This is a genomic window from Enterococcus ratti (genome assembly GCF_001886195.1).
In the GTDB taxonomy this organism is placed as follows: domain Bacteria; phylum Bacillota; class Bacilli; order Lactobacillales; family Enterococcaceae; genus Enterococcus_B; species Enterococcus_B ratti.
In genome coordinates this window covers 42,562-66,305 of record NZ_JXLB01000008.1, presented here as the reverse complement: position 1 = coordinate 66,305, position 23,744 = coordinate 42,562, and the positions used below count along the sequence as shown (strand labels likewise).

Annotated in this window: 21 protein-coding genes; 3 read left to right on the top strand and 18 right to left on the bottom strand. The window is 33.4% G+C overall.

What is annotated here, in order from left to right:
• Positions 1-25 precede the first annotated feature (25 nt).
• The gene (locus RV14_RS05210) at positions 26-805 is read right to left on the bottom strand and encodes a DUF6681 family protein (RefSeq protein WP_071855243.1); all 780 of its coding nucleotides are present in this window, start codon (positions 803-805) and stop codon (positions 26-28) included.
• Complete coding sequence (locus RV14_RS05205) at positions 802-1,290, bottom strand: hypothetical protein (protein WP_071855242.1); 489 nt, start codon at positions 1,288-1,290, stop codon at positions 802-804. Before RV14_RS05205 ends, RV14_RS05210 begins: the two co-directional genes overlap by 4 nt.
• Positions 1,291-1,736: 446 nt before the next feature.
• On the opposite strand from RV14_RS05205, the gene RV14_RS05200 reads away from it, so the two are divergent.
• The 3 genes from RV14_RS05200 (at position 1,737) to RV14_RS05190 (ending at position 5,477) form a co-directional block, all read left to right on the top strand.
• Positions 1,737-3,137 carry a TrkH family potassium uptake protein gene (locus tag RV14_RS05200; protein ID WP_071855241.1) on the top strand — a complete coding sequence of 467 codons (1,401 nt, stop codon included), beginning with the start codon at positions 1,737-1,739 and terminating at the stop codon, positions 3,135-3,137.
• A gap of 302 nt (positions 3,138-3,439) precedes the next feature.
• Positions 3,440-4,792, top strand: coding sequence for a Mur ligase family protein (locus RV14_RS05195; protein ID WP_071855240.1), 1,353 nt, complete (start codon positions 3,440-3,442; stop codon positions 4,790-4,792).
• Complete coding sequence (locus RV14_RS05190; protein WP_071855239.1) at positions 4,785-5,477, top strand: type 1 glutamine amidotransferase; 693 nt, start codon at positions 4,785-4,787, stop codon at positions 5,475-5,477. The genes RV14_RS05195 and RV14_RS05190 overlap by 8 nt, the downstream gene beginning before the upstream one ends.
• Positions 5,478-6,078: 601 nt before the next feature.
• Here the strand turns inward: RV14_RS05190 and RV14_RS12025 are convergent.
• From RV14_RS12025 to RV14_RS05110, 16 genes are all read right to left on the bottom strand, one after another.
• Positions 6,079-6,336 (bottom strand): hypothetical protein, encoded by a 258-nt coding sequence (locus tag RV14_RS12025; protein WP_143139738.1) that lies wholly within the window; start codon positions 6,334-6,336, stop codon positions 6,079-6,081.
• 253 nt (positions 6,337-6,589) lie between these two features.
• Entirely contained in the window at positions 6,590-8,296 is a 1,707-nt protein-coding gene (locus RV14_RS05180) for a peptidoglycan amidohydrolase family protein (RefSeq protein ID WP_245785472.1), read from the bottom strand.
• A gap of 199 nt (positions 8,297-8,495) precedes the next feature.
• Positions 8,496-10,952, bottom strand: coding sequence for a VirB4-like conjugal transfer ATPase, CD1110 family (locus RV14_RS05175; RefSeq protein WP_071855236.1), 2,457 nt, complete (start codon positions 10,950-10,952; stop codon positions 8,496-8,498).
• Entirely contained in the window at positions 10,891-11,271 is a 381-nt protein-coding gene (locus RV14_RS05170) for a PrgI family protein (RefSeq protein WP_245785471.1), read from the bottom strand. Before RV14_RS05170 ends, RV14_RS05175 begins: the two co-directional genes overlap by 62 nt.
• Positions 11,272-11,298: 27 nt before the next feature.
• Positions 11,299-12,141 (bottom strand): VirB6/TrbL-like conjugal transfer protein, CD1112 family, encoded by an 843-nt coding sequence (locus tag RV14_RS05165; protein WP_084650293.1) that lies wholly within the window; start codon positions 12,139-12,141, stop codon positions 11,299-11,301.
• 4 nt (positions 12,142-12,145) lie between these two features.
• On the bottom strand, positions 12,146-12,349 hold the full coding sequence (locus tag RV14_RS05160) for a hypothetical protein (RefSeq protein ID WP_071855234.1): 204 nt from the start codon (positions 12,347-12,349) through the stop codon (positions 12,146-12,148).
• Positions 12,336-14,048 carry an immunoglobulin-like domain-containing protein gene (locus RV14_RS05155; protein ID WP_071855233.1) on the bottom strand — a complete coding sequence of 571 codons (1,713 nt, stop codon included), beginning with the start codon at positions 14,046-14,048 and terminating at the stop codon, positions 12,336-12,338. The genes RV14_RS05160 and RV14_RS05155 overlap by 14 nt, the downstream gene beginning before the upstream one ends.
• A gap of 48 nt (positions 14,049-14,096) precedes the next feature.
• Positions 14,097-17,147, bottom strand: coding sequence for a SpaA isopeptide-forming pilin-related protein (locus RV14_RS05150; RefSeq protein WP_071855232.1), 3,051 nt, complete (start codon positions 17,145-17,147; stop codon positions 14,097-14,099).
• An 83-nt stretch (positions 17,148-17,230) separates the two neighbouring features.
• The gene (locus RV14_RS05145) at positions 17,231-17,431 is read right to left on the bottom strand and encodes a TetR family transcriptional regulator (protein WP_071855231.1); all 201 of its coding nucleotides are present in this window, start codon (positions 17,429-17,431) and stop codon (positions 17,231-17,233) included.
• Between the two features lie 336 nt (positions 17,432-17,767).
• Positions 17,768-18,022: a hypothetical protein gene (locus RV14_RS05140; protein ID WP_071855230.1), complete on the bottom strand. Its 255-nt coding sequence runs from the start codon at positions 18,020-18,022 to the stop codon at positions 17,768-17,770.
• 109 nt (positions 18,023-18,131) lie between these two features.
• Positions 18,132-19,019, bottom strand: coding sequence for a ribose/proton symporter RbsU (rbsU, locus tag RV14_RS05135; RefSeq protein WP_071855229.1), 888 nt, complete (start codon positions 19,017-19,019; stop codon positions 18,132-18,134).
• Positions 19,020-19,046: 27 nt separating this feature from the next.
• Positions 19,047-19,442, bottom strand: coding sequence for a D-ribose pyranase (gene rbsD / locus RV14_RS05130; protein WP_071855228.1), 396 nt, complete (start codon positions 19,440-19,442; stop codon positions 19,047-19,049).
• 18 nt (positions 19,443-19,460) lie between these two features.
• On the bottom strand, positions 19,461-20,369 hold the full coding sequence (gene rbsK, locus RV14_RS05125) for a ribokinase (RefSeq protein ID WP_071855227.1): 909 nt from the start codon (positions 20,367-20,369) through the stop codon (positions 19,461-19,463).
• Between the two features lie 278 nt (positions 20,370-20,647).
• Positions 20,648-21,598 (bottom strand): mannose-6-phosphate isomerase, class I, encoded by a 951-nt coding sequence (gene manA / locus RV14_RS05120; RefSeq protein ID WP_071855226.1) that lies wholly within the window; start codon positions 21,596-21,598, stop codon positions 20,648-20,650.
• Positions 21,599-21,615: 17 nt separating this feature from the next.
• Positions 21,616-22,662, bottom strand: a complete 1,047-nt coding sequence (locus RV14_RS05115) for a serine hydrolase domain-containing protein (RefSeq protein ID WP_071855225.1) — start codon at positions 22,660-22,662, stop codon at positions 21,616-21,618.
• A gap of 209 nt (positions 22,663-22,871) precedes the next feature.
• Positions 22,872-23,729: a CppA N-terminal domain-containing protein gene (locus tag RV14_RS05110; RefSeq protein ID WP_071855224.1), complete on the bottom strand. Its 858-nt coding sequence runs from the start codon at positions 23,727-23,729 to the stop codon at positions 22,872-22,874.
• Positions 23,730-23,744: the final 15 nt, after the last annotated feature.

Sequence of the window (23,744 nt, the reverse complement as noted above, 5' to 3'; positions counted from 1 at the left end):
ATTTTATCGAATATAAAATAGTCTTCTATCTTCTTGAACGTTTTCTCCGCTGGCTTCGACTATAAACCATTGAAGTATCTTCTTTAGGCTGCATTTTTTTTACAATTAGTTTCAAACGGTAAGGTTCATGATATCTTAAGCCATCCTTGACAAAATCTCCGCCTACAATAAATAAGCCAATGGGTTCTACTTTTTCTTCTGATGAAGCTGTCAAGATTTTCCCTACTACTGTTAAATCCAAATAACTTTTTCCAATACTCAATGTATATTCTTTTTCTGAAATTTTTTTGACATAATAATAAGGATAAAGCGTATGACGATCCACAAGGTAGCCATCCATTCTACCTAAATTGTTCACTTTTATATCACCATTTTCAATAAGATAGCGCATATTTTCAGCTAATTTTAATTGATAATCTTCCACATAAGACACATTCATTTCTTTTGTGTTGACTGTATCAATAATTTCATTATTAACGCTAGCAACTTCTTCAACTTGAATATTAAATGCTTCATCAGGTAAATACTTAACAAATAACTGGGTAACGTCTGCTTTTGTATTCTTATCAAAAAAATAATAAAATACATTTAAAATAATAAAATAGACTAATATCACAAAAACAATACTATACAAGAAAAATTGTAAATAATTTTGATTTTTCCAAAGCCCATAAACAATCCGTAACAAATAAATTGTGGGAATGACACTTAAAATGGTATAGCCACGGTTTAAATATTTAGGGCTAATATCTAGGTAACCTAAAAATTTATGGACACTATTGATAATATCTAATAAAAAGGTCATTGTGAATCACCTGCTTGTTGATTATACATTTGTGTTCCTGTCGAATCTTGCGTTGATAAAGTTCCTGTAGTTGTACCTGTGTCTTGTTTTTGGATATCAGATGTCGTACTACTTGGTGGTGAGGATACACTTGTCGTTGTATTCGAATTATTTTTACCACTTCGTTCATTTGTGTTAGTAGTTTCTGAAGTCTGCTTTCCTTGTTTGTCATTATTTTCTTTTATATTGTTTGACGGATCAATAGAAGACGTATTTTCAGTCATTGAGTCGGTGCTTTCTTTCCATGCACTTGACAACGCACTTGAATCATCCATAATTTCAGACGACAGTGGATGAGACATCATATCTGTTGGCGCTGTTTCTTCTACAGTGCTTGAACTAGGCGTACGATAACTCGAACTGTTGACAACGCCTGTCGCAGTAGCAACAATTGTTGAAATAGTTAAGACCGCTATTGGTTTCAAAATAGGTGCTACTTTTCGCATCATATCTCTTCCTTTATTTTTTTATTCTTTTCTTTTGTTACTTAAATTAGCATTAAGAGTTTCTATTTAACAAAATACTTTCGTCTAACTTTTATCATTTTTACATCCATACTTCATTATACTTAACATATCTTATTTTTTTCTTATGTTTTTTTGAAAATTTTATAATAGTCCTCAGTCATTGAATTTTAACTAGATGGCTCTTTTTTTGATGAGCTAGCATTTGTACTGGATAAAGGAAGGATCACTAACTACTAAAAGTCGGCAGATTGACAGTTTACAACGTCAATTTTGATTCTTTCTATTTTATACAGAAAGTTATTGCACATTATAAACTATTTGACTTCTAATTTAAAAGAAAACATTGATTATATTTAAAATTCCTTTGAGTATTATTTATATCCTCGGTATACTAAAAGGAGGATGTTAAACGGGAGGATGTTTTTTTGAAATTAAATCTTTTAGTCCGTCGGTTAAAACGACGAAGTGAACAATATGCTTCTACTCATTTTTCTTCAATTCAAATCATAGTTTTTTACTATATTATTATGACCATTTTCTCTTTAGGTCTACTGTATCTCCCTTTTTTTCGTAACCCCAACAGCCACGTTTCTTTTATAGATATGCTTTTTATGGCAATTAGCACAGTCAGCGTGACCGGATTATCTACTTTTGATATCCATTCAATTTTCAACGATCGAGGAATAATCTTACTTGAAATACTGTTTCAAGTCGGCGGATTAGGGATCATGATGATCTCAACTGCTTTTATTATTTTTTCCAAACGTAGAATTACTTTAAGACAGCGACAGTTAATTATGGCAGATATGAATCAACCAAGATTGTCTGGAATTGTCCGCCTCATCCGTATCACTTTTGTTATTTTATTATGGTTTCAAATCATTTTTGGTGCTTTCTTTTCGATTTATTTCTATTATCGAGGTTATTTTGACCATTGGCGTGACGCCATTTTTTACGGTTTTTATCAATCGATATCTGCAGTTACCAATTCTGGATTTGACGTCACAGGTCATTCAATCAAGCCTTTTGCGCACGATTACTTCTTTTTGCTTACAATCATGTTCTTAATTTTTATTGGTGGCATTGGTTTTCCTGTATTAATGGAATTTCGTGAATGGCTTTTGTATAAACGTTCAAAAGTAAAATTGCCGTTTCGCTTTTCGCTGTTTACAAAATTAGCTGTATTAGCATTTATTATTTTATTTGTAGGTGGAACCTTTTTGATTTTTTTACTTGAAAAAGACCATCTTTTTCAAGGCTCTAGTTTAAGCATCAAATGGATTAATTCAATGTTTTACTCTATAACGACAAGAAATGCAGGTCTTCAGATCCACGATTTGGGAGATTTTCAAATTACTACATTGATCGTCTTTTCGTTGTTAATGTTTATTGGATGTAGTCCTAGCTCTGTAGGTGGTGGTATTCGTACCACTACCGTAGCTATTATCGGTCTTTATTTATACTCATTTCTTAAAAGTGAAGATAATATCAATGTTTTTGGTCGTAGAATCGATAACGACGATGTACGCAAATCAGTCGTCGTCTTTATGTTGTCACTAGGAATGTGCTTTTTTTGTATCGTCTTCTTATCCGCCACAGAAAAACAGCCTTTGATTGCAATCATCGTTGAAGTCACTTCAGCATTTGGAACAACTGGTCTATCGTTAGGCATTACCGGAGACTTATCCATAATCGGAAAAATCACCATCGCCGCTCTCATGTTCATTGGGCGCATAGGCATGCTTTACACTCTAATGCTTTTTATTCCTAAAGAAACACGCGACTTAGGTTATGAATACCCTACAGAAAAAATTATTATCGGCTAATTTTCCAGCCACATAAAACTTGATAAAAGAATAAACAGGGAGAACGAGCAAGGGAAATTATTATCTATTTTAAGATTCCAAATATTTTCTTGCTTGTTCTGTTTTTGATTCTATAAAAAAACACTATTTATTTTTATCCATTTTCGTAGTGAATGCGATGCTTCACTTTATTTTTTATTCGTATGATTCAAGTTATCATAACCAATTCTTAAAAAAAGGAAAAGCAATTTAACCTTTTTTTGAACATATGGTATGATTAATTGAATTTACTCATCGTTAAAACATTTTATGGAGGTTACATAATGGGGATACGCAGTCAATTTGCGATTACTATTGGAAAAACATCACAATGGGCATTAAAAACCTTCTTTAAAGGAGGATCAAGTTTACCCGGTAAACTTGCGCTTAAAATTGATCCACACATTTTAGACAGCTTAGCTAAAGATTATCAAGTAGTCGTCGTTACAGGAACAAACGGAAAAACACTTACGACTGCTTTAACAGTTAATATATTGCGCCAACAATTCGACGAAGTTTTAACAAACCCAACGGGGGCAAACATGGTTCAAGGCATTGTCTCTACGTTTTTACAAGCAAAACCCAAAAAAGGACAAAAAAAGTTTGCTGTTTTAGAAATTGATGAAGCAAGTTTAAGCAAAGTAACTGAATATATGAAGCCTGAGCTATTTTTATTTACAAATATTTTTCGTGATCAAATGGATCGCTATGGCGAAATTTACACTACGTACAAAATGATTGTAGACGGTGCCGCCAAATCACCAAATGCTACCATTATAAGTAATGGTGATTCTCCCATCTTCAATTCTGTTAAAACAGTCAATCCTCGTAAATATTATGGTTTTAACCATAAAAAAGATCAAGAACAACTAGCACACTACAATACTGATGGTGTCTTATGTCCAAACTGTCATCATATTTTACATTACAAGATGATTACTTATGCAAACTTAGGAAAATACTATTGTCCAAATTGTGACTTCAAACGTCCTAAACTCGACTATTGCTTAACAAATATGGTGCACATAGATAACGTCTCAGCTAATTTTATTATTGATGGTTATGAATATGGTATTGAAGTTGGGGGTATGTATAATGTGTATAATGCACTAGCAGCCACCGCTGTAGCCGAATATTTTAACGTCGCACCTGAAAAAATTAAACAAGGCTTAGGCTATGATGAAAAAGTCTTTGGACGACAAGAAATCATTAATATTAATGGAAAAAAATGTACGTTAATACTTGTTAAAAATCCTGTCGGCATCAATCAAGTAATTGATATGATCGGTTTAGCTCCTTATCCATTTTCTCTAGTTGCTTTATTAAATGCAAATTATGCGGATGGTATCGATGTCAGTTGGATTTGGGATGGCAATTTTGAACACTTTGCAGATATGAACATCCCTGCTGTCATATCTGGCGGTGATCGCCACACAGATATGACTTTAAGACTAAAAGTAGCAGGTATTTCTGAGGACAAATTAATTGAAACTAAAGAAATAAATGAGGCAATCAAAAATATAAAACAATTACCAACTGAACATGTCTATATTCTAGCAACCTATACGGCTGTTCTTCAATTGCGAAAAGAATTGGCCAACCAAGGATTTATCAAAGGAGGGATGAATCATGCCTAACTATGAATTGAATATTGCACACCTCTACGGTAACTTGATGAACACTTACGGAGATAACGGTAATTTATTGATGCTTCAATATGCTGCTAAAAAATTAGGAATTACTTGTCATACAAAAATTATTAGTCTCTACGAACCTTTTGAAGAAAACAAATATGATTTAGTCTTCTTTGGCGGAGGGCAAGATTTCGAGCAAATGATTATTTCAAAAGACATTCAAGAAAAAAAAGAAGCACTCACAAACTACATCGAAAACAATGGTGTGATGTTAGCAATCTGTGGAGGATATCAGCTTTTAGGACACTACTACGTGGGAGCAAATGGCGAAAAAATTAAAGGAATCAGTGCCTTAGATCATTATACTTTAAGTCAAGCAAACAATCGTTTTATTGGGGAAGTCGTCATTTATAACGAAGAATTCAATGAAACCTATTATGGTTTTGAAAACCATAATGGACGTACATTTTTAGGTAAAGGTGAACGCCCTCTTGGAAAAATAATTCAAGGACAAGGAAACAACGGTGAAGATCAGACGGAAGGTGTTATCTACAAAAATGTTTTTGGCTCTTATTTCCATGGACCCATTCTTGCAAGAAATGAACATCTAGCAGAACGCTTGATCCGCCTAGCATTTCAACAACGTCATGGTACAGAACTAACGTTATCTATCCAACAAAAAAGTTAGCATAAAAAACATTGAAATTTAATAGACTAGATTAACACTCAAAAACCAATATCTCCCAAAAATTTTTCGTACGAAAATGAAACAATAACCCTTCTAAAAAAGAAGACTGACCTTACGCCTCAAAGTCAGCCTTCTTTTTTCTATTCTAGAGCTTTTTTCCTTTTTGTACCGTCTAAAAGACTCCTAAGATAAAAAAGTGGAACAAACATCAGATTGTTCTCTGACGATTGTTCCAGTTTCTTTCAGTTTAAAGTTACTGCCGCTATTTATAATACATTTTAGTTAGGGTATTGAGAAATGACAAAATCAAAAAAAATACTTTTTTGAGGTTAAAAATATCTGTTTTACCTTTCTATTAACTAAATTTTTTTGCTAAACAACGACTTAATTTAGCAACAAGAAATCATCTTCAACTTTTATTTACTCTCTCCTATTTTTTTTTAATCGCTGTTCCCACAGCAGGTAAGCGCTTCGAAAATGGGTAAGCGATCTTCTTCTATTTCTAGTCTTTTTACGTGATCAATTAGTATAATTTCTCTTGCCATTGATAAACATCCTTTTTTATTTATCAGTGTTTCTAAACATACATCATTCTTTTAAATTACCTCTTTTCTAATTGTTCATAACTTTCAATTAAGAAGCAGCTAGTTGACGCATCGAACACATATAAAAGCTTCATCTCCGCTTCTTTTTCGATATTTTTAGCAACTGTCTTCCCCTCTAGATTTATATAATCAATCTTGTAAGTTACCTTACAAATAACTTCAATTTGTTGCTTATTAATGAAATAAATATAATTCTTACTTTTAACAAATAAAGAATACTTAAATAATTGGGGAATAAACTTCTTTTGTAACACGCTTTTTTTTCCGTATGTTTCATTTTTTTTGATAAAAAAAGTTCATAGCTTGAGAAATTATCTCCATAATTTTCAAAAGTGTAAAAAGCCTTTAAAAATTCATTGATTTGTTGTTTTGTAAAACTATCCTTGGATTTCATCACCTTTTTGTTTTGCTGTCTGCTCTTTTGACCAATTGTATAACCGAAACTTGCAGCTGACATGCTTATGATTAAAAAAAAGATGATTGCCATAAAAAATTTACGAGTGTATTTTATGGTTTCTTCCTCCCTAAAATCCGATAAAAATAGACGGGTGCAAGATGAGAATCACCGTAATATCCATCAAATGATGTGACAACAATATCTCCATTTTGACCAAAACCTTTTTTGGTAGCTGGCGTACAATGAATAATTGTTTTTCCTTCATCATCTAAAAAAAAGCCCGTATGTCCATAATTTCCAGAAGAGTTTCCTTTTTCTCCCCAAATGAATAGATCGCCTGCACGAACTTCTGTACGAGAAATTGACTGCAAAAATGTTCCTTCCAGTTGATATAGTGTTTCTGTATTTCCATATGGCACATTCATTCCTGCTTCATTCATTGCCCAGATAACAAAAGAAGAACAATCATGATAAGGAAAGTTCCCACGCTGAGGACCTTGGGAATATTGAACACCTTTTTGATAAATACTCTGTGCCTTTATTAAAATCTCTTCGTGTAAGTCAGAAGGATTTTCCCATAATAAGCTGTTATTCGGACTGCCGCCTAATTGCACTATCAACTGTTTTATAATAGAAACCCAATAATGATTAAGCCCCATTGGATCATTTTCTGCATCAACTGGACAATAATATGTTCCTAATTTTTCAATAGTCAACAGTTGTTGTTTGATAATTAAATTCTTCAGTGTTCGTCCGGTTGCTTCTATGCCTTCATCTAATGTGTTATACGTAATTAGCCCTTGTTCTGCCATTAACCCTGCTGGATTATTTTTTTCTATTATCCCTTTACTTGTTCCCCAAGCACTTTCATGGATCATTATGGCAGCAAAAATAACAGGGGAGATACCGTTTTTTTGCGCTTCAATCAGAATTTTATCGGCTTTATCGCTAAAAGCGTGACAATTAAATAAAATCAATTTTCGAAAAGTTGATTCATCAAACACCGGTCTTGAGTTCTCTGGTTCGAGCGAAAATGTTTGCAGATATTCAACTTCTTTAAAATAAAAACCGGGATTTAACGATTGATTTTTTTTTATATATTCAATTACTAACTGATTCTCTTTTGCTACCGTTCCAATCAATTCACCTGTCACTACTTTTTGTCTGTTAGCGATTGTAGGACGAATATTTTTTATGACAAGTTGTCGATCTTTTGACTGAATAATAATAGAATTATCGCTAACTGTGGCTTCACCCGTCATAGAAGCAAGAATTTCTTTATCTTTTTCAACTTGTATTTGTATGCCGTTGAACATCTTTTTTGCTTGCTTTTCAAGAAAATAACCGTATCTTTGATTGACTTTTATTTGATTGTCTTTTGAAAATGGTGATTTTAACTCAAATAAATGTTGATACGGACCAATTGTTAAAAGAGCACTTAATCGTTCTTTCCATTCTCGTGTCCAGTCAACAGATTGGATAAAAGATTGTGTACTTAAATGCCCTTTTTTATTTGCGTAAAGTCTCCACATATTGTCATGAATTTCATGAAGTTTCTTTTTTATGTTGGGATTTTCTAATTCAAATTCTTCATAACGAACGTCTAAGTAAGCTAATATCTCGTCTATATTAGTTGCTAGATTAAACTGCTGATTGATCACTGTTTTTCCATTTATTTTAATGTGTTTATGATGCTGGCGTAACGTAAGATTTTTTTCAGCATCTAAATTAGTGAAATAAGTCCAAATTTTTGTTAACTCGAATTCATCATTTTTTGGTATAATCGAAAAAAATATTATAACGACTCCTACAGTCAACAAAAACAGGAAAAAGCTCCCACAAATGACTCCTCTTTTAAAAAAATACCTTTTGTCTTTGTAAACCTTCAACTTTGCCTGATCTTTTATTTTTCTTTCAGAAAAAAATTTTTTACCGGTAGACATGGCTTTAACATGTATATTTTTAATGTTTTGAAAAAAATTTCTTTTAATTATTTCTGTCCTTTCTTCTAATAAGTTATATTTTTTCATTGAAACGATCCATTTTTGCTTTTACTCGATCATCTGGATCAGTCGTCATCAATTTGTACAATTTAGTTGATGAATCAACTGAATTCGAAAAAGGAACAATAGCCTTTCCTGCCCGAATTAACCCCGCACCTTTTGCAGGGTGAATTAATTGCTTTTGCTGTTGTGCGGAAAGTCGAAACAAAGATGAAAGTTCATCAAGATCGCTTTTTGCTTGCTTTAACATAATAATAAATTCAGTGTTACTAAGCATTCTTCGTGCTTTATCTGAAAGCAATAACGTCTCCACGTTTTGTGTGATCCCCGTAGGAATTGCCCCCCATTTTCGAATACGACTCCATAACTCAAAAAAATAATTTTCACAGTAAGGGTCACTTAACATCAACTGCATTTCATCAATATAAATCCATGTTGTAATTCCTCTGTCCCGATTTCGCACCACGCGATTCCATACCTGTTCTAAAACGACCATCATTCCAAATGTTTTTAACTGACTGCCTAGTTGTTTCGTATTATATACGATAAACCGTTTATTTAATTCAATATTCGTTGTATGGGAAAAAACCGACAGTGAACCTTCAATGTATAACTCTAAATCTAATGCCAATGCTTGTGCTTCTTTTTCTGGCTGACTTTTCAATAAGCTAAACCATTCTTTTGCTAATGTCGGCATTTTCTTTTCTTGAGAGTTGAAATAGTTAAAATAAGTGAAACGAGTGACACGATCAATAATGGAACGTTGTGCAGAATTCAATCCAGATTGCCCGCCTATCAATGCTTCAAATGCAGTTAATAAAAAATCAGACTTTAATTTTACTGGATCTACTTCATTGCTTAAATCATCTGAAATATCTAATAAATTGATAAATGTGTCTGTGTTGGGTGCGATTTTAACAATCTGAGCATTGAAGGCTTGTCCTATCAGTGTATCTTCGTCTTCCGGATCAATAGAAAGGATTTCGTCGGCTGGATTTCCTAATAGTGTAGTAATTTCTTCATATTTTTTAGCTACGCCTTTTCCTGAACCCGAACTTCCTAAGATCATGCCACTAGGCGTATTTAACCGTTTTCGATTAATTCTTACAATATTTTTCGTTAACTCGTTCATACCATAGTATTTCCCATTTTTATGGTTAAGTTCTTGTGCAGTAAAAGGAAGAAAAATGGCCGTACTGGCTGTTGTTAAAGTTCGTCTTGTCGTCAACCAATTTTTTCCAAAAGGAAGAACCGAATTCATTCCTTCTAATTGTAAATAGTTTAAATAGTGAAAGCTACACCCGTTTTTTCTGCCGATACTTAAAATTTGCTCCGCAATATCGGTTAATTTTTCTTTTTTTTTAGTTCTAAAATAAAGAAAGAAGGAAACAAAAAATAATTTCTGTCCTTCTTTTATAAGAGCATCCAGCAATAAATTTGCTTCATTGATACTATTAGTTAATTCATATGGAATATTCGTATAAGGATCATATCCTTTTTGTGTCGCTTTTCGTTGTGCGGCTACTTTATCTCCTTCCATGTAGGCCTTTTTTGTTTGGACTAAATGGTTGGCTTTATCAGGATTAATTGGATCAATATGAAGAGACAGCGTAATTTCTTCAGGAATTTCCATCAGATCTGCCATGAGTTTATCAGTCAATTTTGCTGGGTAATCTTTTAAATAAATGACTTGTGCATATTCCTCACCGATTTCAAAATAGTTTTTCTTTTTGAAATTAAAACTAGAAGGTGCAATAATCGCTTTTGTTGATAACCCGCTATACACCAAATCTGCATAACTAAAATGAAAATTTTTTTCTGATTTCAATAATTGATTGATCATTTTTAGCCGACTTAAACCATCCATTTTCATGCCGATTGAACCAAGTTCGGAAAGATTTCCTAGCAGATTGTGTTCAATCCGTTCAAGTAACTGCTGTGCTTGTTCAAGATGATTTGCTTGGGTGGTAAATGTTAAATAATTTTCTTTCGTAAAACGATTTTCACCTTGATTTATTTTTTGAAAAAGCATCTGATTGATTTCTTCTCGATAAATATCAGAATGTTCTCCTCTTTTTTCATAGAAAAGTTTTTCAGTAATTTCCTCAATATCTATTTGTTTTTTTCGTAATGTAATCGTTAAATGAATGGTATCATCCAAGCTGTTCAACAGCTCACAATATTTATTGAATATCATTACTTGATCTTCTTGTTGTGCAATTTGATAATTGATATCTGAAAACTTAATGCTCTTTGAATAATGATTAGGAATCACTTCACAAATACCACTTTCAAACATTTTTTCGTAACACAATGCCTCTTGAACATTTTTTTTTGGCGCTTCTTTTTTTTGGTAATGTCTTCTTTTTTTCTTTTGCTTTTTCATTAAACGAATAATTTTTTTATGATTAGTTTCCATATTCATTTTGTTTTTTTTGATGCCTTTTTCTCTTTCCAGCAACCACACCATTTATTTTTGTCTCCTCCATCATGAGATAAGTATAATATTTTGGTAGTTTAAAATAATTCCATCGAATCTGTAAATACTTTTCCAAAGGTAAATGATTGGGTTTAAGCCACCCGATGGATAAAATAGGTGCACTGATTAACATAAAAAACAGTCCTATATCATCAACAGACATTTTCCAAATCATGTGATTTAAAATACCTAATGGAACTACAAAAATGAAAGATACTACACCAGATAGAAATTGTCTTAAAGAAAAACCAAAAAATAGTTTTTCTTGATAAGCTAAAATTTCTTTTCTAACAGGTACTTCAATACTCACATTTATTTCCTCCATACAAAACGATAACTAAGCAATCGCTATAATAGTTTTAGCCCACTTACTGGTATAAAATAAGCTAGCACATAGTATTATGCAATTGCCTGATATCCCACTAATCACAACAATCAATCCTTGCGCTTCATCAATTGAAAAAACAGCGTGAGTTAACAGTGGGTGAAAACTCAAAATAATAAATAATAAAATCCCCTGTAATGAAGAGGCACAAACTAATCGAAAAAAATTTTTACCTACTTGACTAATTTCTTCATGAAGAAAAGTAACAAGTGGCAACGGTGAAATACTAAAATACAAGTACATTTCAAAAAAACGCAAAAAAATCACTATTTTGGCTAATACACTTGTTAAAATAGATAGCATCAAAGGAATTAACAAAATAATCAATAATATGAGCTTTTCAAAAAATTCTAAATGATGAATTTCTTCCATTAATGAAAGAAATTCAATTGCTTCTCCTTTTCTTTCTTGAATGCCTATTTTGCTGATTCCTTGACTGATCATGGTACTAATTTCCATAATCGTATGAATAAATACCGTTAAATGGCGCATCACTAGCATACTTATTCCTAACTTTAGAGATAAAGGAAGAAATAAATCAATTCCACCAAAACCAGAATAGTTGCCATAAACTTTTTGAGCGATTTGTTGAAATTCCAATAATAATAAAAAACCTAATAAAGAATAAGCAACTGGTTTTATCACTATATTCATAATAAGTTCACTGTATTGATAAATATCTGGTAGATATGTTTCTAAGTTTTGCAATAAGCTATTTTTAGGATCATTTGAGAAATTTAATTGATCCGCAATTATATGCAATAAAAATTCAATTGCTTCATCCAGCTTAGTCACTTCCTTAAATTGAAATAGTTGCTACCCAAGCACCAGCTGCAATGATCACGCCCCCTCCAACAATTTGAAAAATAGCATTTTGCATTCCCGGACCATTGTGTTCTTTGATTGCTGTACCAAGTTGAATAATCCCCCATACAGTGAGCAAACTGCCAGAAGCAAGAACTCCTTTTGAAAATAATGCCATGGCTTGCTCAAAATAGTCCATCTTTTCTCTCCTTTTCTTTCATTTCTTGATTATCGGTGACGGTTAATTGATAACTAGTAGTAACTCGTTCAAAGGAATCATTTATACTCAAATTTATGGTATAAATTCCAGGAGTGTTAACATCAACTGTCTCAGTTACATCAACGTCAGTTAAAAACAACGATTCTTCTTTATCATAAATGCTGATTCCCGCCAAAGGATCAAATTTTTCTCCGATTGTTAATTTTCTGTCTACCACTCCGATAAATTTAGGAGACTCATTAACAATCGTTATTTCCCCGCTGCTGCTTGTTGTTTTGCCATTTGTATCTGTTACCTTAATAGGAATAACATGCCTTTGGCATTTAGTAGTATCCAATTGATTCCATGCAAATTCGTCTAATTCTATTTTTAAACGCTCTGCTGAATCTTCACGATCTGAAACAATCAACTGTGCAAGGTAATCTTCTTTTTTCAAAGAAGAAAAAACGTTGACTTGCATATTAGCCTGTTGTATTTTTGGTGCTTCATTTGTTATTTGTACAATAAACGTTCGTTCTTCTGCAAATTTTCCATGACTGTCTTTCACGTTACCAATTTTAAAAAAGTATTCCCCTTCTTTTTTTAAATTTAAATTTGTTTCTAAAAGATTGGATTCATCCAATTGAATATTCCCGTCTTCAGTATCTGATGCTTGAACATAATCAAAAACATTCAAAAACTGATTAATTTGGTGTTCAATTAGCTCTGATACATGAAGTACTGGTGCCTTATTTTCAATCTTAACGGTTCTATTTACTGACGTTTGTGCTCCATGGCGATCAATGATCGAATACATCACATCGTATGTTCCTTCTACTTGAATATCTAAATTTGTATTAATCTGAACTTTTGAAGTTAAGACACCATCTTCTTGATCAAAAGCCGAGACTCCTTTTAACAAATCAAGAGGTTTACCAATAGGATGATGTAAGCTGGAATCGTTTAGTGAAAGAATTGGAAGACTATTGATAAAAAAATGGATTATCTGATGAAAAACCGCACCTGAAGAATCCGTCATTTGAATAAAAAATTTCTGTTCACCTAATTTAGAAGTATCAATAAAATTATATGCTACTTTCGGTGAAGGATCGCTACCGGAGATGATTTTAAAATAATCTAAAGGATCAAAATGATCGTGCTGATTGATAATTATAGATGATGAAGCAATTACTAGTTGTGGATGACGCCAAATTTTTTGTTGGTTATGAAATGAATTTTCTTTTTCGGCCGAATCTACTGGGTGGAAATTTGAATGCTTTTTTTCAGATGTTGAAATTTTTTGAGAATTTTCTAAAGTAGTTACGGCTTCTTTTTTATTTTTTTCTTTTGCAAAAGTAACGACTAATTGATCTACTTCCTCTTCTAATTGTTGGATTGTTGCATCCATTGATTCATTTATTGAACTTGAATAATTAAATTGCTCACATACTAAAGCAGCCGGATCATGGTTAGCTTCTAAAAAATAGTTATTTTTTATTATTCGTTTTTCAGTGTCTTTTTCTAGTAAAATATTAGCTACTTGATGTTGTTTACTATTTTCTCTTTCTTCGTTTGGTTTATTCATATGATAGCTAATACTTCCTATGATCCCTCCACCTACAAGTAAAACAAAAAAACCATACGTGATTCTAGTTCTATTCTTTTTTAAAAAGTGTTCTTTAAAAATCAATTTTTTCATATTTGATCACGCCATCCTTTCTTCTCTCATTTAAATTGCCAAATACTTTCATTGATTGGGTATAATTTTTCTTTTATTCCTGTTTCTTTTTGTACAACGATAGATACCGCTAATGGCAAGAATAAATAAACTCAATCCTATACATATAATAACCATCGACTCTTTACTTCCGGTTTTTGGTAATTCTTGCTTTTGGATTGGTTGTACGGGTATTTTAAAGGTAACGGTCTGTTCTTTATTAGATAGGTCATCTTCACGCCCTGCTTCATTTTCTTGTTCTTCTTCATAGTACAAAATATGTGTGGCAGTCATCTGATCACCCTCTTTTAAAGTGTTCGCAGCCAAATTTAAAAAGACTTCAAATTCATCTTCTTTGCTCTTCGCTGTATAAGTGGATGTGTCTTCACTCACAACTTCTCCGGTTTTCGTGTTTTTGTACTGAGTAACTACGGTATAGGTATGGCCGATTTCAATGGCTTCACCTTTTACCCAAACCATGTCCTTCAAACGATGATCGATGGTTGGATCAATTTCTTTTTGTCCGTTCACATCCGCAAAGCAAGTGGTAATATCTAGCATTTCTCGTTCGTTATAAGCTTCTAGCACCAGCAATTTCCCATCATTTTCAACCTTCACAGAAAAATCAAGTGGTTTTTCCAAAGGTAAGTACCCCTCTAGTGGTTCTTTCTCAACAAATCTATATTCACCGTAAGGAAGAGCCTTAATGCTGATCTTTCCCTCTTGATCTGTCAAGTAGTCACCAACTAAGGTTTCCTTTTCTTTCCCCTGTTCCTCTTTTTCAATTTTGTATAGCTTAAATGGCACTTTCGCTAAGGGATACTCATTCAAATGATCTTTTTTAATTAATTGGATATCTTGACGAGCAAGACGATTCGGTACTTCTAGACGAATCAGTGCCCCGGCATCTTCTTCAGTCACACTAAAAACAAGCGGTTTTTCTAAAGGCACATAGCCTTCTGGTGCTTTGATTTCACGCAATTCATAGCGATCCACCCCCCATGGCAAGCTTTCCGTTGTGACGATTTCCCCTTTTTCATTGGTTTCAAAAACATCCGTACTTTCGGTATCATTCGGACGAGTCATGGAAACAAATGCCCCGTTTCCTTCATTAGCCCATCGATCAAAGATTTTAAACTGAGCACCGGCATAAGGAATACTTTTCCCCGTTTCCTCATCTACTTTTACAATGTGCAGCTTCGATTCAATGACCTTGTCTTCTAATAAAAAGAAGTGCGTATAACCTTCTTCAGTAATCGTGACCTCAAATGGTTCAATCAATAAATACCCATCGACGCCTTTTGTTTCTTCAATGGTATACGTATCATAAGGAAGGTTTTCAAATTTAAAGTACCCATTCTTTCCTGTTTCTTGTACGTATTTTCGCCCTGTTGTATGCGATGTAGCCGTTAACGCTATCCCTTCTAAAGGTGGCTTTGTATCGTGAGGTGTTTTTGTCGTTCGCTCAAGCATGTCAAAAACAGTAGACGGGATTAATGGACGTGAGCCAAATTTATAACCTTCAATGTTTCCTTTAATCACACGATCTTTTACTGTTTTACTATAAAGTGCGACGGTTTCATTTTGTCCGGCATAAGTAAGCTCTACCGTATATTTTGTTGGATCAAGATTGTAGCCTTCTGGCGCTTTAATTTCTTGTAACGTGTATGTTCCTAGCTTCAAGCCTTTCAGTTCTGCTTGCGCCACGCCTTTGATCTCTTTCATGGTGAATTGCCCCACGGATTTTCCATTCTGATCTGTTAACTCATAAACGGCTCCCACTAGTTGTGCCGCCCCTTGTGAGGTATTGCCTGTTTCTTCGTCTTCTTTGATGACTTTGAGATTGGCAAGTTGTTCTTGATTATCCAAAGTCACCGTTGTCGTTTCATTGGCTTTAATCGTAATCGTTTGAGGTGTCTGATTTAACACATAGCCATTTGGCGCTTTGATTTCTTGAATGGTGACTTTCGTATCCACTAATAAATCATTCCACGTGGCATAGCCATCTGAGTCAGTCGTGATTTCTTTGGATTGACCAGTAGAGGCGGTAAAACGAAAAACGGCACCTGCCAGTGGTTGCTTAGTCGTTTGATCGACTTTACGTACACGGGCATTGCCATTTTTTAGGACGTTAATATTTAAAGAAACCTTCTTGCGATCACTCACCCTACCCACCATCATATTTTGTGTATAAGGATTTTTATAAATCAAAGGAACGCCTTGAAAAGATGAAACGATATCATATTCAAATTCAAGTCTACTGAAAGATTCAGCATCTTTTGTTGCAAGAATGGTTAATTTGCTTCCTTCTTTGTGAATGTTTATCCCCCGAGAAATCATTGAAGGAGAATGCTTATAGTTACTGAAGGCTCCTGTTGTATCAGTAATTGTTATACTTTTACCTGCTTTTATGTCAACCGTTTGATTGGCAAAAGAAGGCGTTGTATAGAATTTATCTACATTAACCATGACATCAGATTTAAACGCTTGATAATCTGCCATTGAAAATTCACCGGAAATACTAGTAGGTGTAATTCCTTGTTGTTCCCATGCTAAAAGTTGAGTCATTAGTTCTTTATGGAGAGTATGTCCAGTGAGGATTATTCCATAATATTTAATCAACGAAATTTTTTTCATTTGCTCTGTATTATGTTCAGTAACAGCGTACCCATGATTATTTCCAATATTAAGAGCTGCGCCTTGCTCTATACATAGTGCAATTTCATTATTTACACGTTTACCGTACCAACCATACTCGCGCCCGCCATTGGACAAATAAATGTCAATATTTGCAATATGCGCATTGGGATCTACATAAATGGTTTGATTTGCTTCTTGATTCTTCGTGTTGAGCTTTCCAAAAATATGGGCTATTGATGCCTCAATATAATTAGAGGGAGTTGACGTATATAATTTTCCGTTTTCTTTTTGGATCATCTGATTTTCTTGAATAAACACTTTTTTCTGATCTTGAAGTGACACATTTAAATCTAGCGAAAAAACAGAAAAAGTAGTATTAAAAGAGGTAATTAATAAACTAATAATAAAAAATATTCGCATGAATTGCTTTTTTTTCTTCATAAAAATTCTCCTGTTTTTTAATAATAAGCTTTAGATTTTAACTATGAAAATTACTTCTTAAACGATTCCTTTTTTGAATGATTTTACCGAATTAATCGAATAATGTACTTGTGTTTACAACATTCGTAATGTAAGATGTCGCTCTTTTGTATTTGGTTGATCAATTTTGCTTTACTTTCATTTGTCCAGCCTTCTTTACGAACAAAGTATTCATATTCTTTCAACGTGATCTGTTTACGTTTGCCACTACGCATGAAATGAATTAGTTGCTGAATTTCTGACATTTAATACTCACTCCTTGAAAATTTTAAGGCATAAACACTTTGAGGATAAATGCGAACCTGCTTTTTTAGGAAAAAGCTACCCCGTAACGCTATAAAAATTTGAAAAAAGCAAACGTAAGAAATCCTTCTTTAAACAAATAGCTACATAATTAGCAATTACTTGTTCCGTCTTCACCAAATGAACTATAACGATACCTTTGCTGTTAACATGCCACTGTTAACAGGACTGTCATTTTTTGAGCGTAACATGAACAGACAGCAAATCATTCATATTTATCACTATCATGAATCAACAGTGATGCTCGTTTATCAAATTTTCAAAGAACATTTTTTAAGTTACCAAGTCTTTACTTTAATTGGATGTTCCACGTACTGTAATATTTGTTTGGCGTTCATTCTTTTGGCAAAAAGAATTCCACCAGAAGAAACAGCAGTTTTTATTTTGGGATAAATTTTATCGCTTGAGATTTCTTTCTTTGTTGTTTGATTAATAAATTGGCCATTTCCTAAATTTGCCCAAGTCGAACCATCAAATAAACGAATTGTCAACGCTTTACTTCTAATTGCTTTTTTCGAACAAATTCTAAACACTTCAATCCCTCCTCACTCTATAGTTACGATTTATTTGAAATTTTTCCAAAAAAAAAATGAAAGACAGTAAATGGCTTCCGCTCATTTCTGTCTTTCATTTTTTAAATAACTAGATCAATACGGTGATTGTAGCCGCAGCTAAAATCATTACTAATCCAATAATTGTTACAAGCATTTCTTTTTTGGTTTTCTTTTGTCCTAAGAACCAAATTCCTGTTAATGTAGCTAATACTACTGAAGTTTGAGAAAGAATAAAACCAGTAGCTAATCCGTTCATGTTGGGTTGAGCTGAGATAAGATAAGTTAAGGCAGCAAAAGCAAAGAAAATGCCTGAAAAAATATGTTTATATGAAACGATTTCTGCAAATGCTGATTTTTCATTTCCTTTGAAACTTAAAATTGCTGTATACATCATTGCCACTAAAACCATACCGAATGCTTGTGGTAAAAAAGCCTGCATTCCATCAATTGAAGTTGCTTGCGGTGCAGCAGAGTAAGCCCAGTACCCGATTTCTCCTACTGCTAACAAAAGTACGGCTTTTTTCAATAAACTGTTGTTTTCTTTGTCTTTCTTTTCAGACCATACCGTCATCCAAGCACCTAAAATAATTAATACTAAGGCAAAAGCACCTAAAATTTTTGCAGTTACTCCCGGCCAATTTCCTAAAGCAAGTACGCCCCATAACGAAGCACCTAATAATTGAAAAGCGGTAGTAATAGGCATTGCACGTGAAGAACCGATTAAAGTAAATGATTGAAAGGTAATAATTTGAGCGATTGCCCAGCCAACGCCTGATAGGATCGAAAAGATCAGGTCCGAACCTGTAGGAAGTTCAATTCCTTTAAATAAAACAAAACCAATAGCAAAAATCAACGTTCCTAATGTTGAACCTAAAATTTGATTTACTGGACGTCCACCTATTTTAGAGGCAATGGTTGGATATAGCCCCCAACCTAATAAGGGACCTAAACCAATTAATAATGCTGTTATATTCATCTTCTGACCTTCCTCCTTCAGCTCTTCTTAAAATACAACGCCACTTTCTAAAATAACATTTGCATAAGGTGTCATTTCACCCGTACGGATAAACGCATGACATTGTTTTAAATTCGTTTTCATTTCATGATGAGCGATAAAAGTAATTGGTGTTTTAGGTAAGCGTTGTTGAATGTTTGCTAATATTATAGGGTTTTCTGTTTTAATTTCTTCAGCTAAATAAATACGTTGAACTTCTAGTTCTTCCAAAACATTATTTAATACTTCCATAAAACTTGGTATTCCATTATCTACAGCTAAATCAATCTTTTCAGTAGACATTGGTACAGGCATCCCAGCATCACCAATACTTAACGTATCAAAATGCCCCATTTGTGCGATTACACGAGAAATATCCGAATTAATAACTTTTGTTTTTTTCACAATAAAAATCTCCTTTCTTTAGTCCAATTCCTTTTTATAAGGGATTGAAGGTTGTGCACCAAAGCGTTGAACAGCTAGTGACGAAGCTTTATTTCCGTATTGAATTGCTTCTTCTATATTGCTAAAATCCGTCGCCAATATACTACACATTGCTCCAATAAATGTGTCACCAGCAGCTGTTGTATCGACTGCATCGACTTTAAACGCGGGTATGATACCACTTTTCCCATTTTTGACGGCATAAAAAGCGCCTTCGCTGCCAATGGTAATGATTACAACCTCAATTCCTAGTTGATGGAATTTGTCTGCTGCTTTATTTAAACTTTCATGGTCCATAATCGCAACACCTGTCAAAATTTCTGTTTCTGTCTCATTTGGAATAATCATATCAGTGACTTTCAATAATTCTTCGGGTACATTTTCTAGTGCTGGCGCAGGATTTAAAATTGTTTTTCTTCCTGCTTTTTTGGCTAATGTAAATGCCATTAACGTACTTTCTATAGCGCTTTCAAACTGAGCAATAATAAAATCGCTATTTTCGATAAGCGCTTGGTTTTTTTTCACTTGATCCGGCGTAAAAGCATTATTAGCACCAGCATGAATCATGATACTATTTTCGCCTTGATCATCTACAATAATATAAGCTTGTCCAGTTGCTTGGTTTTTTAACGTTTTTACTCCTGATAAATCAACTCCTTCTTGCTTCAAAAGTTCAATCATTGTTTTTCCCGCTTCATCCGTACCAACTGCACCAATAAAGTGAGTATCGGCTTTTGAACGACTTGCGGCTACTGCTTGATTGGCTCCTTTTCCTCCACCTGCTGAAAAAGTTTCTCTTGTATGAATCGTTTCTCCCGGTTTGGGCATGTATTTGACTCGGATAGTCCGATCTAAATTAATGCTACCGATAACTGTGATAGTATTCATAGGTGAATCACTCCCAAATATTATTTATTAAACTAATCGTCCTATAATCTTTAATTAAAACGTTTTAACTCAATGATAAAAATATAGCATATATTGAAAACCATTACAAGAATCTACTTTGATTACTTTCACAACTTCATATAACCCACACCACCGATTTCTTATTGTAAATAATGATTAAAACAAAAAAACTGAGAAAATCTCAGTTTTTTTGTAGTTCAGAAAACTATTCAGTTGTTTACTTCTCATCTAAAAAAGTAAGAGATTTCTTCATTGAACTATTTCCCCGGCTCAGAAGCAATAATCGTTAATTCTCCTTGAATCGTCCATTTTTGGACGTCATCTGGTAAAATAAAGCTTGCTCCTTTGACCAATGAATAAGAGTGTTCATTAATGACTAATTCTCCCGCCCCTTCAATTACTGTTACTAAAGTATAAGGTGCTTGTTTTTTAAATAAGGTGATTCCTTTAATATCCCATTCATAAACATTAAAGAATTTGCTTTCTAAATAAGTAATAATAGATGAATTGCCCTTGCGTATTTCTTTCACTTGTATTTGTGGAGTTTTAGCTGGAACGGTTGTTACGTCAATAGACTGTTGAATATGCACTTCACGAGTATGACCGTTTGCATCTTTTCGATCATAATCGTATACTCGATAAGTTGTATCCGAACTTTGCTGAGTTTCTAAAATCATGATTCCTTTACCGATTGCATGGATGGTTCCACTTGGTACATAGAAAAAATCCCCTTTTTTAACAGGAACTTTTTTCAATAAATCATTCCAGCGCTCTTCATGGATCATTTCAATTAATTCTTCTCTTGTTTTCGCATGATGTCCATAAATAATTTCTGCGCCAGGTTCTGCATCAATAATATACCAGCACTCAGTCTTTCCTAATTCACCTTCATGCTTCATTCCATAAGCATCATCTGGATGAACTTGTACCGAAAGATCATCCTCTGCATCTAAGATTTTAATCAATAAGGGAAAAACTGGTTCAGTTGGATTGCCGAATAATTCTTTATGGTCTTTCCATAAATCATCTAATTTATATCCTTTAAATTGACCATTTTCTACGATACTTACCCCATGAGGATGCGCACTAATTGCCCAATCTTCACCGATTTTATCATTTGGAATATCAAATCCAAAAACAGATTTTAAACGGCTTCCCCCCCAAATTTTTTCTTGAAAAACTGGTTTTAAAAACATTGGCTCTTGCATAAATCAATCTCCTCTCGCTATTCGTAGTTATTATAGCATCTTTTTTTTAATAACGATTTTTCTTTCAAAAAATTTTCAACAATTTCGTCACGACAAGAAATATAAGCAACTCGATCATCTACTGGATGGATGCGATTTGATAAGAAAATAAATGCCTCCTGTTCGCTTACATCAATTAATAAAAACGTACCAGTATATCCTGTATGAAAAAGAATAGGTTGCTGTTGTTCTATTCCTTTTTTCAAGTCCCATCCTAATGAACGATTGCCAGCCTGATTTGGCGTTTGATCTTTTAAAAGCGATTGGATCGTTTTTTCTTCTAAAAATCGACCATTTTTGGTTTTTCCTAAATTTAAATACATTTTTGCAAACTTGATACTATCTTCTAAATCAATAAAAAGTCCTGCATTTCCTGCATGCTCTGCCAATATCCTTGCTTTTGGATCATGAGTAATACCACGTAAAATTTCACCTGAAGAAAGCTGTTGCGTAGGAACAATTTTTTTAGACGGATAAGGTAAAAAAGTACTATTCATCATTTCTAGAGGAGTTAACACTTGATCTTGGAATAAGTCAATTGCTGGTTCTTGAAAAATTTCTTCTAGCATGAATCCTAGCAAAATGGTTCCGGCGTCGGTGTATTTTACAATTTGTCCTAATTGTTCTCCAGGTTGAAGCTTTAGGTAGGCTTTAATCAATTGGTCTTGAGAAAGTTGGTCTCGGTTAGGAATCCATGTTTGGATGTTTGAAGTATGGGTTAATAGATGACGCAGGGTAATTTCACGATTTTCAAATGCAGGTAAATAGTGGTGCAAAGGCGCATCTAAAGCAATTTTCCCATCCTCCCACAAACGCAAGACTAAACTTGTCGTAGCAATTACTTTAGTTAACGAAGCGGCATCAAATAATAAATCTTTTTCCATCAGTTGAACTTCTGGTATGATTTGTGCGTATCCTGCTGAAAAAGTTTCTACTTGATCCTGATTGATAAAAGCACCAACGACTCCCGGATAATACCCTTCTTCAAGTTTAGCTAAAATTAACTGTTTCGTTTTTGGATACATTATTTTCTCCTTTTCTGTCGAAGAATTTACTTTCTTTTTGATTTTATTAAAGCAAAGCATATCGCTTTCTCTTAACAAATGCAAATGCTTCCTTATTTACTTTATTTAGAAAGTTTTCTTTTTCATTTTAAGTAAATAAAATCGCTGCAACAATCAAATGTCATTAAAAAAAGCCCCTAAATATACATTGTTTAGGAGCCATTTTTTATTCACTTATATTTCACTTTATTTTTTACTTTTTTAGTGTCAATGACAAACCACCACTCGACACCAATTGAATCATAGATGGTTAGTACAGTGTGCCTTTGATCAAGAAAAAAGTCAACTTTAAATGATTTCAAATGTTGGATCAAACGTTCCATACTTTCTTGAGTAATCACAAATTTCAAAAAGTCCAATCCAAGTACTTCATGAGTAGGTAATGCCATTGCTTTACTTTTGGTTTCTGTTATTCCTACTTGGAAAATTCCTTCATTTAAAACATATATATCATTTTTTTCATCGTAAATTTTTAATCCAAGCAAATCATTTAAGAAATGACGTTCTTTCAGGCGATCAAACACATGCAAATGAATTTTTTCAAAGTAGGTGTCGACTGATAATTTTTTATACGTTTCTTTTGACTTATGCAACAGCGATTCTTGATCCATCACCTTTAACTGATTTTGCTCTTTTGTTTCTTCATGATAAATCTCTAATTCATTTCCTTCCGGGTCTTTAAGAAAGATGCCCATTCGACCTTGATCTTCTAATGCCCCTTCAATAGGGTAATTCGTTTTTCGAATTCGGCAAAGAATATCCGCCATTTCTTCTACACTTGGAATAACAAGTGAAAGACGTCTAAGCTTCTTTATTTCTCCGAAATAATCATTTGCTCTAGGACTTTCTTCCAACAATAACATTTCACTGTCTTGTTCTTGTGTACCCAAAATAGCTAATTCATTTTCTTCGCGTTTCAAATCAAAACCAATTGTGTTCTTGTAAAAGTCAATCATTTTATTTCTGTCTTTTACACGGATTGCTATACTTTTTAAGTAAATAGCAGCCCCTAGTTTAAAATCTTTCATTTTTTCTTGCTCCCC